The following is a 12,226-nucleotide window of genomic DNA, read 5'->3' on the forward strand; positions in this document are numbered from 1 at the left end:
TGCCGTCTAACGACGGCAGTCAATTAAGTTGGCAGATTCTACCCAATTTCTGACCAGTTCGCACTAGCTAATTGGTTCGCCTAGCACTCGAACGAGCACCACTTGTTGTCCGGAGTTGGCTTCTAAGCGTCGAGCTAAGCGTTTTGCGACGACCATTCCCAAAGCAACAAACGCCGCGGAACTGGCGATAACCGCCCCTTCACCGGCGGACAATAACGGTGCTAGCCACCACTGACCAAGCAAAGCCCCGAGAATCATTGCGCATAGTGGCGTGATATACACGACCATCGCAGATAAAATTAAACTTCTTTCAGGAAAACCAATTTCCACTACTTGGCCTGTGTGTACGTCTTGATTGGTTTTAAGCGTCCAATTAAGTGCTTTATTGCCGACCGCTTTAGAGACAATGCCAGTGCCACAGCTTTTCTGCGACGAGCAACTACTGCAACTGGTTTTTTGCTCGCAGTTGAGTTGTACTTCAAACCCTTGTTGAATGGATTTAACCGCTGACACGGTCGCTAATGCCGTCATCATTGTTGCGCTTCCTGTGGTGAAAAGGTCACAGATTGAGCAATGCGTTTTGCCGTAGCCGGCGGAATATCCCCGACCACTGATATCTCATTTTGACCTTTAATAAAGCTATGTAGTGTTCGACGCCCTTGGCGGACTATTTGCCCTTTGAGCGAGTCGTTATCCTTATTAGAGACATAAACCGAGAAATTAAACAAGCCATCGGTATACATTTGGCTTTCAACTAAGCGATCAGTCACGGCCATACGATAACGGTTCAACTCTCGTGCCTCGAACCCTTTAGGGGTCCAGCCGACATGCCAAAAGGTCGAATCAAGATTGCCTTTAGGTAATGATAGAACCTCTGGTAAACGCACTTTTTTAAGTGCCCCTAATACCTCAGAGACTCGCTCACTGACCGAATAAGAGACCGTTCGGTACTGCTCTAAAATTTCACCATCGCGATCCAGCAAGTCAGCGCGCAGTGGTAACTTGGTTTTTTCGTCAATCCACAGCACGTAGGAGTAGCGCAGCCCGTCTTTAGGAACCACACGTAACACTTGGCACGCACTCCCCGCCTCGCGAGCACGACCAACACGAATAAAATCGTAAAAACGGCTTAGCTCTTCAACATCGGAATTAAGGAGAGGAATGGTCGGTGCGACCATAAAACCGGACTCAATGGTAAAGGGTTCGACGCTCGGTTCGATATAACTCACTTCATCACCGCGACGAATCACTTCACGCACAGGACCGCTCAAATACACCAAATGGGCAAGTTGCTTTTGGTCTTCATCACGTGCGTGGCGGTACAGTATTGGTTCAATACTGCTTTTTTTAATCAAAATATAGGAGAGTTCGTAGCTAAGTTGCTGACTTGCATCATGCATTTGAAGCAACAAAGCCTCTGCAGGAGTCTCCTCTGCAAAGGCCGTTGTCGTATTCAAACTGAGCAGTGTCAGCACACTGATCAGAAACTTTTTCATTCAACTACCGTTTCAGGATCAACCATGTGATGCTCAGTGTCACCACTGTTTAATCGCAATTGCAGCTCGTAATCTTGCAGCATGGCGCTAATGCGTCGACGCTGCTCTTGAACATTCACTTCATTAACCTGACGTTCAACCGATTCACGTGTCAAGCTTACGGGCTCTGCACTTCCGGCAAAAGGAACCGTTTGTAGAACAGGAAGTTTATCTCCTGATCCATCTGTCGCAGAGTCACCACCATACTGTTGTACTCCCAGTACAACGGCAAGCGTAACACAAGCCGCGACCGCCACCTGACCAAATTGCGTAATCCAGGTTGGTAACTGACGACGTGCTTTTTTCGGTTCAGGTTGAGACTCAGTGACAGCTTCACTGATGCCGATCACGCTATGACGTTCGTTCACGCCGTGCGCGGGTTCATTTTCTAAGGCCAATGCAACGCTATTCGCGATATTCCAGCTTGGATTAGCAGGTGCTTCACCGCGCATCACATCACCAATGAGATGATAATTTTTCCAAACCTGCAGACTATCTTGATCTTGCTCTAATTCAGAAATTAAAGCTTTATCGACCAACTCTCCATCCATGAGTGCTGAAAGTTTTTCTTTGTCAGCCATTATCTTTCACCATAGTAGTTACCGAATTTAACGTTGCATCAAGGGTTGAATCTTCTTCTCTACAGCCTCGCGGGCTCTAAAAATACGCGAGCGAACTGTACCAACAGGGCATTCCATCACCGCTGCAATCTCTTCGTAACTCAACCCATCTAACTCACGCAACGTCATTGCGGTTTTCAAATCATCAGGCAGTGCTTCGATAGCACTGAAAACGACACGTTTCAATTCTTTGGACAACGTTAAGTTCTCAGGGTTCGATATTTCTTTCAACGCACTAGCCGTTTCGTAATATTCAGCATCTTCAGCATCGACATCACTCGCTGGCGGCCTACGCCCTTGAGCAACAAGATGGTTTTTAGCGGTATTCACAGCAATTCGATATAACCAAGTATAGAATGCACTCTCCCCGCGAAAACTCGGGATCGCCCGATATGCTTTAATAAATGCCTCTTGTGCGACATCAGGCACATCGCCGGGATTATTAACGTATCGGGAAATGAGGTTGCACACTTTGTTTTGATAACGCAAAACCAAAAGATTAAACGCCTGCTTATCGCCGCTCTGAACTCGCTCAATTAATACCTGATCGGTCAACTGCTCGTTCATTCGAGCGCATACTCCTATCGTTATAAACCCCTATCTTCTCAGATATGGGCATTAATTATGCAAAATGTAGTGTTGACACCACTGCTTACTTGAGCACTATTGTGACAAGGCAATACAAATAAAGTTCAATCGTTTCTCAGAACTTTTACAGTAATCTGGCAAAGTGGTTCACGTCCTACTTTCTAGGCTTCGATTTTGAGGACGAAAATAGCGAAAAGCAATGTTATTTACTAAGAATTGCAAATAAAGCGATGCTATGATTGAGCAAATTTAATGGAATAAGAGTGTGACCACTCTACTATAGTTCGGGAATTTAAAAGTTTTATGAACGCAAACCGAGAGCATCAATGTGATGTGTTAGTCATTGGTAGCGGCGCTGCGGGTCTAACCTTAGCGCTGCGCGTAGCCAAGCATTGTAAAGTCATCGTTCTCAGCAAGGGACCGCGCAGCGAAGGAGCGACTTACTATGCCCAAGGTGGCATTGCCGCGGTCTTTGATGAATCTGACAGTGTTGAATCCCATGTGCAAGATACATTAATTGCAGGCGCTGGCATCTGTGAAAAAGAGACCGTCGAGTACATCGCCAAAAATGCCAAAGAGTGCGTACAGTGGCTCATTGATGGTGGCGTACCGTTTGATCGTATGGAAAACGACGATGATGAGCACCCACGTTATCACCTCACTCGCGAAGGCGGCCATAGTCATCGTCGTATTTTACACGCGGCCGATGCAACGGGCATGGCGATGCAAACGTCACTGCAAGATAACGTTCATAACCACCCGAACATCACCATTTTAGAACGCCACAATGCGCTTGACCTCATCACCGAAGATCGTATCGGTGGCGATCGCAAAAAAGTCATTGGTGCCTATATCTGGAATCGCAACGACGAGCATGTTGAAGCGGTTCGCGCGAAGTTTGTCGTGCTCGCTACAGGTGGCGCATCAAAAGTCTACCAATACACTTCCAATCCCGATGTCTCTTCGGGCGATGGTATTGCCATGTCTTGGCGCGCCGGTTGCCGTGTAGCCAACTTGGAGTTCAATCAGTTCCATCCAACGTGTCTCTACCACCCAGAAGCCCGGAACTTTCTGCTGACAGAAGCGCTTCGCGGTGAAGGCGCGTATTTACGTCGCCCGGACGGATCTCGCTTTATGCTGGATTTTGATGAACGCGCAGAGTTGGCCCCTCGTGATGTCGTGGCACGCGCGATCGACTTTGAAATGAAGCGCCTTGGTGCAGATTGCATGTATTTGGATATCAGCCACAAACCGGCTGATTTCGTGGAAAAACATTTTCCGACGATTTATTCGCGCTTGATGGACCTTGGTATCGATATGACCAAAGAGCCGATACCGATTGTTCCAGCCGCCCACTATACCTGTGGTGGTGTGATGGTGAATCAGCACGGACAAACCGATTTACGACAGCTCTACGCAATTGGCGAAGTCAGTTATACCGGTTTGCATGGCGCGAACCGCATGGCATCGAATTCACTGCTGGAATGCGTGGTCTATGCTTGGGCAGCGGCGAAGGACATTCTTGATAATCTCGACAACGCTCAACTTGCGCACACACTTCCTGAGTGGGATGAAAGTCAAGTCAGCAGCTCCGATGAAGAAGTCGTCATTCAGCACAACTGGCATGAACTGCGGTTATTTATGTGGGATTACATGGGGATTGTCCGTACTGACAAACGTCTTGAGCGCGCACTGCGACGTATTCAGCTTCTGCAGCAAGAAACCCATGAGTATTACAGTAACTTCCGAGTATCTAATAACTTATTAGAACTACGTAACTTGCTTCAAGTTGCCGAGTTGATGGTACGTTGTGCGATGCAGCGTAAAGAAAGCCGTGGCCTACATTACACTCTTGACTACCCAGAGCTTGAGGAAAACAGCGGCCCAACAATCCTGACTCCCGAACGATTTTAAATCCCTGTTCGCGACCTAAACTCTTCAAGCCACCGATGAACTATCGGTGGCTTTTTTATTTGGAGTCGAATTTTGCAACATAACCAGCAGTTGTCGATAGTGCTGCTCGCTGACACTGTCTCGCCATAAATAATAACGTTGTCCGCCTTCTAGCTCTAACACCACCAGCCAAGTCTTATAATTTAAGTAGGTTGCCTTGATTCGGTGAGTGCGCTCGCCAAATTTAAGCTGATGTGGCGCCACATGGCATGCGCCAACCAAGGGTTTCCCTAGCGGCCTAGATGATAAAAAAGTATCCAACAGTAGAGACAGAAGAGGAATACAACCGATGAGCGGTATTGGATTAAACAAGATAAATGCGATTGCCAATTGCAAAGCAGCAAGGTGGGCAATCGCAGCGTAAAAGGATGGACCAGCTAAAAAATTAACGGACCTTGCTGAGGTTGTGAGCGACAACTTTATCTACCATTGCAGCGTGACTGAGGTTCTCACTTCGGCCGTGTCCCATAATCCAAGTAAATAAGTCTGGATCATCACATTCTAATAGTGACACGAAATGCTGCTGTTCGGTTTCAGTTAGTGAATCAAAACACTCTTCAAAAAACGGCATGATCACCACGTCTAACTCTAGCATTCCTCGACGACACGCCCATTTAATACGTGCTTTCTCTTCCGTAGTGTACATTGTTGTTATCCTTCACCCTCTGGTTGTTTGCGCCGCAGTGTAACAAGCAAAATAAGTGACAACCACTAACTCAGTCACACTACCGAGTAAGCTAACAAAAATACGTGCAACAACTTAGGGTTGTTTAACGCCAGCATTAGCCATTAACATAGTGCTATAACCCAAATCTGACTAGGTAACTGAAATATGGATTGGTTGAACTCATTTTCTCCGCTCTCTGTCTCACCTCAAGACGCTTTGCCCGACTTAATGCTTACCCACCTTGGCTCCTGGAGCGCCATCACAGCGGTGGGAGCAGATAAGGTCTCTTACTTACAAGGACAACTGACCTGCGATTTGGTTTCACTGCAAGACACCCAATCCACCTTTGGTGCCCATTGTGATGCAAAAGGAAAAGTATGGAGTGTTTTTCAAGCCTTTGCTCATCGCGATGGATTAGCGATGTTTCAGCCTAAATCAGCAATCGACAAAGAGCTGATTGAACTGAAAAAATACGCGATTTTTTCAAAAATAACCTTAGAAGAAACCGATGACATCGCGTTGGGCATCATGGGTGCTCAAGCCGAGCAATGGGTGAAAAACTATGGCGATACCAATGCTGACGTCATTGCTTTTGAGCACGGCAGTTTAGTAAAAATCGATCCTCAACGTTGGCTGCTTCTAGTTGATAGCGACTTTGCTCAGCAACTGGTGGCCAATACCTCTGCGCAAACCGTCGATGAGTCAGTGTGGACTCGATTTGATATCGAAAATGGCTTACCGATAGTCACCGATAAGCAGCAAAATGAACACATTCCCCAAGCGCTTAATTTGCAAGCATTGGGGGGAATCAGTTTCACCAAAGGGTGTTACACCGGGCAAGAAACCGTGGCTCGAGCGAAATATCGCGGTATCAATAAACGCTCTCTATGCATTTTGGCAGGTAACACCGAGCAGGAGATCACCGATTTTGGTCAATGTGAAATTGAACGTGCCGTAGGAGAAAACTGGCGAGGAGCTGGTACCTTAATGGCAGGCTATCAGTTTAACAACCAGCAAGCGATCGCTCTTGCAGTCCTTCCGAATAACTTAGAACCTGACACCGTTTTACGTTTGAAAGCCCAGCCAGAAACGCGCTGGAGTATTCAACCTCTGCCGTATTCTTTGGATGATGAGTAGCCCTTTCTCTACATGTATTACTGAATATTTAGATGCTCAGCAGGTGAATTATCGCCTGCTGCCTCATCAACGTCCCGCAACGACCATTATCGATGCCGCCCAGCAACGCGGTATCGCACCTAGCCAGATGGCAAAATCCATTTTATTACGTGATATGGGAAACCTTTACGCTCTAGCGTGCGTCCCCGGCGATCAATCGGTTGACCCTAAAAAAGCCCGCGCAATTTTACAATGCCGAAGGATGACCTGTGTTGAACTCAGCCAAGTCCCAGAGATTACTGGATATCAAGTCGGTTGCGTTACGCCTTTATTACTCAAACATCCAATGGCCATCTTAATGGATCATCAGTTGGTCACGCAGAAGACGATTACGATCAGTAGTGGCCATAATATGGCTGGTATCGCGCTTAGCTCCGCTGATTTAATCCAGTTATGCCAACCTACCCTTGCCGATCTGTGTCGTTAAGTAGAGTGCCATACATCACATTACACCAAAAACGTGACAACCACCTCACTAATGATATAAAACATCATAAATTTTTATTCAAATTAAAAGCATAAGTAGTCACAGCTATGTTTTTAATTTATGCTGAGTTCGTTGGTTAAAGTTCAAACAAATGAAGTTGTATTGTTTTGACGTGTGGTTACTTGCAAACGCTTTTTAGTTTGTTGGTAACGGCGCGATTCCTTCTCCAACGAAAAAGTGAATCCACTGATTGTTTCAGGACATCCACTTTTTGTGTAATGCATCTGTGACTATTCGCCCGCCATCGCGCGGGCTTTTTTTCTCAAACCTCTGACCGAGAACTAGCACATAAAAAAAATCTTCGTCTATTCTTAAAACGGTCATAAACCTTAGGCGTAATACACCCACTGAACTTTTTTCGCCTATAACAGTATAAATATGAGGAAAGCGTCACACTAAATTGGATATTTAACTGATTTTTTGCACACAACAGCAAAAGTATCCAAACGCATGTCATTTTACTGCATATTATCCCACTGGTATCACACCTTTTTTGAGTGGGCTTTATATAATGTGCAGCGCTTGAAAAAGATAAGGATTACACTATGAGACTGTTTAAGCGCTATACACCCGGTATGATTGCTAAACACGTAAGTCGACTTTTTAAAGGTAGAATTTATATCTACGGCATTGGCAAATTTGAGTTCGACAACGGCAAACTGATTCTTCCAGAAAAAGCCGAAAAGCGCCATTATCAGGCGGTGAAAGAAGTGAACGAAGAGATAATGAAGTTACGCTGCGCCTACGCGTAATCGCACTTCAGCCATGAATTAAAAAAAGGTTGGCTTATGCCAACCTTTTTGCCTTATACCGATTCAAAAAACGAGGTTTTCGCCAACTCTGGCAACTCACCTTTTAGCCCTAAGGCTCGCTTCATAATTTCGTCTTTCGCTCCCGGTAGCTGACCGACTAATTTCATACCAATACCACGGAACAACTTTTTCGCCGGATTATTACCGTCAAACAAATCACGAAAGCCTTGCATCGCAGCGATCATTTTGGCCGCTTCAGATTTGCGCCAACGTTCGTAATTACGCAGAGACCGCCGAGCACCAATATCTTGACCTTGACGCCATAACTGATGAATTTCCTGTGCCAAACTGGCGGCATCGAGTAGCCCTAAGTTCACTCCTTGCCCCGCCAAAGGATGAATGGTGTGCGCAGCATCTCCCACTAAGGCTATACGATCGAGAACAAAATCCCGTGCATAGCGCATTTTGAGCGGATAGGCTTGGCGCTCACTCACGACTTGGCATAATCCAAGACGTGTATCAAATTCTGCAGCCAAGACTTTATTAAATTCATCATCGCAAAGCGAAACCAAGCGATTGGCACGATTTGGATCAGTGGACCACACGATGGAACTAAGGTGCGGGTCACCCAGCGGTAAAAAAGCCAGAGGGCCTTGTGAGGTAAAGATCTGTCTTGCGATCTCTTCATGGGGTTGCTGAGTTTTAACCGTTGCCACCACCGCACTGTGCCCGTAGTCCCAGTGGGTTAAAGGGATATCCAATTGGCGTCTCACCCAAGAATTCGCTCCATCCGCTCCAACAACCAACTTAGCCGTTAATGACTGGCCATTATCAAGCGTCAGCCAGGCTTCACTTTCTCCCATAGCCAAGCTTTGACATTGGGCTGGCATATACAAACTCACGTTGGCCTGCTTTTCAACTTGTTCAAGCAACGCCAGTTGAATAACTCGATTTTCGACAATATGGCCAAGATCAGGCTGGGCCAGCTGCTGTGCACTAAATTCAATTCGCGCAAAGCTATCTTGTTCCCACACTTCCATCGCAGAGTAAGGTGCCGCTCGACGCTGAGTGATACCACTCCAAGTGCCTAGATTACGTAATATCGTTTCGCTTGAACGACTTAATGCGGAAACACGAATATCGGGCAAAGACTCAAGTTGGCTATCTGGAACATGAGCCTCGATCACCGCGATACGTAGATCTGACTCTTTAAAAGCTGCAGCGAGGGCTAAACCCACCATACCACCGCCGACGATGGCAATATCAACGCTTTGCATCATGATAACTTTTCCTAATATTAACGCTCAACCAATCCAAGCGTACGTTGTAATAAAGGCACCTTTAAACCGGGTACGCGATCCAGCGCGAGTAACCCCAGGTTTCGACCAATGCGCAGCGATAAATAATCGTTAGAAAACAGATGGACTAACGAAGAAGTGAGCCCAATCGTTGCTTGGCGGTCATGCTCTCGACGCTGACGAAAACGGCTAAGCATGGCGTAGTCTCCCGCATCATCTAACGACAAGCCAATTTCATGCGCTAAACTGGCGACATCACGAATACCAAGATTAAAGCCTTGTCCAGCAATAGGATGCAACGTTTGCGCAGCGTTACCTACAATCGCAAATCGATGAGAAATATTTTGTGGTCGGTAACGAAGGGTTAACGGATAACTTGCGCGCTCACCTGCTTTTTCTATTTTACCCAAACGCCAGCCAAAACGTTGCTGCAATGTCGCGATAAATTGCTCATCTTGCATCAACTTAACATCCTCAGCTTGCTGAGCTGACATACACCATACTAGAGACATCCGTTGCTCACTCATCGGCAACAACGCAACCGGCCCTTCATCAGTAAAACGCTCAAATGCCCATCCTTGATGTGGCTTCGCCGTCACAATGTTGGCAATGACTGCAACTTGCTCAAAATCATGCTCTTCAAGTGATAAACCAATTTTTTCACAGCACGTTGAAATGGCACCATCAGCAGCCACCAGCAGTTTGGACTGAATCGCGTCCCCGCTTGCCAGCTCGATAGTGACACGATGTTGGTCACGTTCAATATTTACCACTGACTCTGGGCACAATAAGTCTATTTGGTGGTCCTTGGCGACTAATGCGGAAAACTCGCGCCCGACATCCGCCAATTCGACCACATACCCAAGCGCCTCTAATCCCACTTCAGTAGACGTAATTTCAGTCATGCCTAAATGGGTACGGTCAGAAACATGAATCTGTTCGATCGGGGTCGCTAGTGAGCGAATATGCTGCCAAAGTTCAAACTCTTTGAGTAGCTGTACCGTCCCGTAAGAGAGCGCAATGGCCCGCGAGTCGAACCCTGGATGCGCTTGATGATCAGCAGCAAACGGCTCGACAATCGCAATTGACAATGGGTGCTGACAACGACGACTTATCGCCAAAGCCAGCGTCATTCCCGCCATCGCTCCACCAGCAATAACAATATCGAACTGTTTCATGGCGCTCGCTCTTAGTGAATGGTCGGCGAAGCCGCTTCAGTTGCCGAAGGACGTACACCAAATTCGGCATGAACGGTCAGTACGCACACTTTGATGTGTTCGATCACTTGAATCAACAATGCACCTTGTTCTTCTAGGTCATCGTCTTCATCAATCCCCAATTTGGCAATCTCTTCCAAATCGGCGAGCGCTTCTTTGGCTTCTTTCGACGCTTTTTTGATGTCCGCGCCAATCAAACCCAAACCAGAAATGAAGTGATTTACCCAATCGGATACTGCATCCGCCTGCTGAAAAATATCACTATCGTCATCAGGAAGGAGTAGCGAAACACTGAGTGCATTGCTATGGAACTCTTTACTACTCAATTCAAGCAGTGATGTCGCGACCTGCGCGGCGTTACTCGGCCAAGCCATGCCATCATTGGTGTAATCAAAAAGAATTGGCTGCCAACTTTGATCTTGGCTATTCAGCCCACCGCTGAGCATGCCACATAATAAACCGTGCAGTTCTGCAGGCGTCACCGCTAAACTGGCCGACTGCAGCGTTGAAGCCACAGATTGATATTCAGGGAGTGAGGTTTCGCTCATCGCTCTATCCATTATCAAAAATATGTTTAATTCTATCACTTACCAGCCATCGGCGAAAATGTTGACAGAGCTTCAGTGCCTAGCTTTTAATCAAATTGTCCAATTACTGGTTCATCACCGATGGTTTTAGTCAGAACTCAGGTGAAAAGCTTGAATCTTAAAGTCGCTTTTCCTATAGTTTCCACCTCGGTGTTCAACCATCTTGATCACCCAAATTAGGTGTTGAGAATTCTTATGAGCAATCAAGCGGTAGAAGTCGAAATTTTAGGTAAACTCACTCGAGTAAATTGCCCTGCAGGGCAAGAAGAGTCGTTGATTCGAGCTGCCCAAGATTTGAACTCTCGCATTGAAGAAATGAGCTCTAAGACAAAAGTCACCAACGAGGTTCAACTGTTGACCATAGCTGCATTAAATGTATGCTATGAGTTACAATCTCGCTCACAAGATGAAGCACAGCGACAACATTCGTTGACCGAGAAAATGGAAAAGCTTACCGCGTCACTTGATGGTATACTTACTCAAGTAACGAAAACGCAGTCATAGCTTTTCAGGTACACAAAGAATTCAGATTTACCCTGGGGTGTGCGACAGAGGATTACGTCCCTGAGCCGATAAGCAACACCGAAGGATTAGTAATTGATGGCTATTGAGCAAGCTCGGCTCGTACCGAGAAGCCTACGGTCATCTTGCCAATCCGCCCTGAACCAGCTGGTTCATGGGTCAAAATTCCTCAACGGCACCCTGGGGTAACCTTCTCTTTTACTACTTTTCAATCAATGGGCACGGATATGGCTCAGACTCGTCGTCAATTTCGTCAGTATATTCGTCAGCAACGGAACCAGCTTGATGAGACGATTCAAATGCACGCCGCAGCGCAACTGCTTTCTCAATGTCAAACGCTCCCTGAACTCGCAATCAGTCAACATATCGCTCTATACCTGTCTAACGATGGTGAAATCGATACTCAGCCTTTGATTGAATTGTTGTGGTCACAAGGTAAGCAAGTGTATTTGCCGGTTTTGCATCCTTTTTCGCCGGGGCATCTTTTGTTTCTCCATTATCACCAGCATACGCCAATGATGACCAACAAATATGGCATCTTCGAACCAAAGCTAGACCAAACGCAAGTCAAACCCATAGAGCAACTAGACCTAGTATTCACGCCTCTGGTTGGTTTTGATTCTCAAGGTCATCGCCTGGGGATGGGCGGCGGTTATTACGATCGTAGCCTTGCCCGCTGGTTTGCCACGGGCGTCGGTCCAACGCCTATAGGCCTTGCCCATGATTGCCAACATGTCGAGCGACTCCCGACAGAAGAGTGGGATGTGCCTTTGCCGAAAATAGTGACCCCATCGCGCATATGGCATTGGGAATTCAAACACTAA

Annotated in this window: 15 protein-coding genes and 1 other RNA gene; 7 read left to right on the forward strand and 9 right to left on the reverse strand. The window is 46.6% G+C overall.

What is annotated here, in order from left to right:
• Positions 1-63: 63 nt before the first annotated feature.
• From ACFFUV_RS09725 to rpoE, 4 genes are read right to left on the reverse strand one after another with little or no spacing between them, the layout of a single operon-like run.
• On the reverse strand, positions 64-534 hold the full coding sequence (locus ACFFUV_RS09725) for a SoxR reducing system RseC family protein (RefSeq protein WP_390191702.1): 471 nt from the start codon (positions 532-534) through the stop codon (positions 64-66).
• Positions 531-1,496 carry a sigma-E factor regulatory protein RseB gene (gene rseB / locus ACFFUV_RS09730; protein WP_390191704.1) on the reverse strand — a complete coding sequence of 322 codons (966 nt, stop codon included), beginning with the start codon at positions 1,494-1,496 and terminating at the stop codon, positions 531-533. Before rseB ends, ACFFUV_RS09725 begins: the two co-directional genes overlap by 4 nt.
• Complete coding sequence (locus ACFFUV_RS09735) at positions 1,493-2,116, reverse strand: RseA family anti-sigma factor (RefSeq protein ID WP_390191706.1); 624 nt, start codon at positions 2,114-2,116, stop codon at positions 1,493-1,495. The genes rseB and ACFFUV_RS09735 overlap by 4 nt, the downstream gene beginning before the upstream one ends.
• Positions 2,117-2,143: 27 nt before the next feature.
• Entirely contained in the window at positions 2,144-2,722 is a 579-nt protein-coding gene (rpoE, locus tag ACFFUV_RS09740) for an RNA polymerase sigma factor RpoE (protein WP_390191707.1), read from the reverse strand.
• A gap of 324 nt (positions 2,723-3,046) precedes the next feature.
• Between rpoE and nadB the strand changes: the two genes are divergently transcribed.
• Positions 3,047-4,657, forward strand: coding sequence for an L-aspartate oxidase (gene nadB, locus ACFFUV_RS09745; RefSeq protein WP_390191710.1), 1,611 nt, complete (start codon positions 3,047-3,049; stop codon positions 4,655-4,657).
• Positions 4,658-4,681: 24 nt separating this feature from the next.
• Here nadB and ACFFUV_RS09750 read toward each other — a convergent pair whose 3' ends face one another.
• Together ACFFUV_RS09750 and ACFFUV_RS09755 are read right to left on the reverse strand one after the other, a co-directional pair.
• Positions 4,682-5,113: a hypothetical protein gene (locus ACFFUV_RS09750; protein WP_390191712.1), complete on the reverse strand. Its 432-nt coding sequence runs from the start codon at positions 5,111-5,113 to the stop codon at positions 4,682-4,684.
• Positions 5,082-5,342: an FAD assembly factor SdhE gene (locus ACFFUV_RS09755; protein WP_390191715.1), complete on the reverse strand. Its 261-nt coding sequence runs from the start codon at positions 5,340-5,342 to the stop codon at positions 5,082-5,084. Before ACFFUV_RS09755 ends, ACFFUV_RS09750 begins: the two co-directional genes overlap by 32 nt.
• A 186-nt stretch (positions 5,343-5,528) precedes the next feature.
• Between ACFFUV_RS09755 and ygfZ the strand changes: the two genes are divergently transcribed.
• The 3 genes from ygfZ (at position 5,529) to ACFFUV_RS09770 (ending at position 7,778) form a co-directional block, all read left to right on the forward strand.
• Positions 5,529-6,500, forward strand: a complete 972-nt coding sequence (gene ygfZ / locus ACFFUV_RS09760) for a tRNA-modifying protein YgfZ (RefSeq protein WP_390191717.1) — start codon at positions 5,529-5,531, stop codon at positions 6,498-6,500.
• Entirely contained in the window at positions 6,493-6,966 is a 474-nt protein-coding gene (locus tag ACFFUV_RS09765; RefSeq protein ID WP_390191929.1) for an aminoacyl-tRNA deacylase, read from the forward strand. The genes ygfZ and ACFFUV_RS09765 overlap by 8 nt, the downstream gene beginning before the upstream one ends.
• Before the next feature lie 605 nt (positions 6,967-7,571).
• The gene (locus ACFFUV_RS09770; protein WP_390191720.1) at positions 7,572-7,778 is read left to right on the forward strand and encodes a stringent response modulator YtfK; all 207 of its coding nucleotides are present in this window, start codon (positions 7,572-7,574) and stop codon (positions 7,776-7,778) included.
• Between the two features lie 53 nt (positions 7,779-7,831).
• Here the strand turns inward: ACFFUV_RS09770 and ACFFUV_RS09775 are convergent, their stop codons facing one another.
• The 3 genes from ACFFUV_RS09775 to ACFFUV_RS09785 are packed head-to-tail and all read right to left on the reverse strand — an operon-like array spanning position 7,832 to position 10,841.
• Positions 7,832-9,058: an FAD-dependent 2-octaprenylphenol hydroxylase gene (locus ACFFUV_RS09775; RefSeq protein WP_390191723.1), complete on the reverse strand. Its 1,227-nt coding sequence runs from the start codon at positions 9,056-9,058 to the stop codon at positions 7,832-7,834.
• A 17-nt stretch (positions 9,059-9,075) separates the two neighbouring features.
• Positions 9,076-10,254, reverse strand: a complete 1,179-nt coding sequence (gene ubiH, locus ACFFUV_RS09780; protein ID WP_390191725.1) for a 2-octaprenyl-6-methoxyphenyl hydroxylase — start codon at positions 10,252-10,254, stop codon at positions 9,076-9,078.
• 11 nt (positions 10,255-10,265) lie between these two features.
• Complete coding sequence (locus tag ACFFUV_RS09785) at positions 10,266-10,841, reverse strand: YecA/YgfB family protein (protein WP_390191728.1); 576 nt, start codon at positions 10,839-10,841, stop codon at positions 10,266-10,268.
• Between the two features lie 234 nt (positions 10,842-11,075).
• Here ACFFUV_RS09785 and ACFFUV_RS09790 point away from each other — a divergent pair, with 234 nt between their 5' ends.
• The 3 genes from ACFFUV_RS09790 to ACFFUV_RS09800 all read left to right on the forward strand — a co-directional run bounded on the left by ACFFUV_RS09790 (position 11,076) and on the right by ACFFUV_RS09800 (position 12,226).
• Positions 11,076-11,384 carry a cell division protein ZapA gene (locus tag ACFFUV_RS09790; protein WP_390191729.1) on the forward strand — a complete coding sequence of 103 codons (309 nt, stop codon included), beginning with the start codon at positions 11,076-11,078 and terminating at the stop codon, positions 11,382-11,384.
• A gap of 26 nt (positions 11,385-11,410) precedes the next feature.
• A non-coding RNA gene (ssrS, locus tag ACFFUV_RS09795) (6S RNA) lies at positions 11,411-11,593 on the forward strand.
• Positions 11,594-11,629: 36 nt separating this feature from the next.
• Positions 11,630-12,226: a 5-formyltetrahydrofolate cyclo-ligase gene (locus tag ACFFUV_RS09800; RefSeq protein ID WP_390191732.1), complete on the forward strand. Its 597-nt coding sequence runs from the start codon at positions 11,630-11,632 to the stop codon at positions 12,224-12,226.

It is taken from the genome of Vibrio olivae (assembly GCF_042428525.1).
GTDB classification, from domain to species: domain Bacteria; phylum Pseudomonadota; class Gammaproteobacteria; order Enterobacterales; family Vibrionaceae; genus Vibrio; species Vibrio olivae.

What these genes read in the sequence shown, in the direction of transcription:
- ACFFUV_RS09725 (WP_390191702.1), bottom strand. Translation starts at nt 534, where the DNA reads ATGATGACGGCATTAGCGACCGTGTCAGCGGTTAAATCCATTCAACAA.
- rseB (WP_390191704.1), bottom strand. Translation starts at nt 1,496, where the DNA reads ATGAAAAAGTTTCTGATCAGTGTGCTGACACTGCTCAGTTTGAATACG.
- ACFFUV_RS09735 (WP_390191706.1), bottom strand. Translation starts at nt 2,116, where the DNA reads ATGGCTGACAAAGAAAAACTTTCAGCACTCATGGATGGAGAGTTGGTC.
- rpoE (WP_390191707.1), bottom strand. Translation starts at nt 2,722, where the DNA reads ATGAACGAGCAGTTGACCGATCAGGTATTAATTGAGCGAGTTCAGAGC.
- nadB (WP_390191710.1), top strand. Translation starts at nt 3,047, where the DNA reads ATGAACGCAAACCGAGAGCATCAATGTGATGTGTTAGTCATTGGTAGC.
- ACFFUV_RS09755 (WP_390191715.1), bottom strand. Translation starts at nt 5,342, where the DNA reads ATGTACACTACGGAAGAGAAAGCACGTATTAAATGGGCGTGTCGTCGA.
- ygfZ (WP_390191717.1), top strand. Translation starts at nt 5,529, where the DNA reads ATGGATTGGTTGAACTCATTTTCTCCGCTCTCTGTCTCACCTCAAGAC.
- ACFFUV_RS09765 (WP_390191929.1), top strand. Translation starts at nt 6,493, where the DNA reads ATGAGTAGCCCTTTCTCTACATGTATTACTGAATATTTAGATGCTCAG.
- ACFFUV_RS09770 (WP_390191720.1), top strand. Translation starts at nt 7,572, where the DNA reads ATGAGACTGTTTAAGCGCTATACACCCGGTATGATTGCTAAACACGTA.
- ACFFUV_RS09775 (WP_390191723.1), bottom strand. Translation starts at nt 9,058, where the DNA reads ATGATGCAAAGCGTTGATATTGCCATCGTCGGCGGTGGTATGGTGGGT.
- ubiH (WP_390191725.1), bottom strand. Translation starts at nt 10,254, where the DNA reads ATGAAACAGTTCGATATTGTTATTGCTGGTGGAGCGATGGCGGGAATG.
- ACFFUV_RS09785 (WP_390191728.1), bottom strand. Translation starts at nt 10,841, where the DNA reads ATGAGCGAAACCTCACTCCCTGAATATCAATCTGTGGCTTCAACGCTG.
- ACFFUV_RS09790 (WP_390191729.1), top strand. Translation starts at nt 11,076, where the DNA reads ATGAGCAATCAAGCGGTAGAAGTCGAAATTTTAGGTAAACTCACTCGA.
- ACFFUV_RS09800 (WP_390191732.1), top strand. Translation starts at nt 11,630, where the DNA reads ATGGCTCAGACTCGTCGTCAATTTCGTCAGTATATTCGTCAGCAACGG.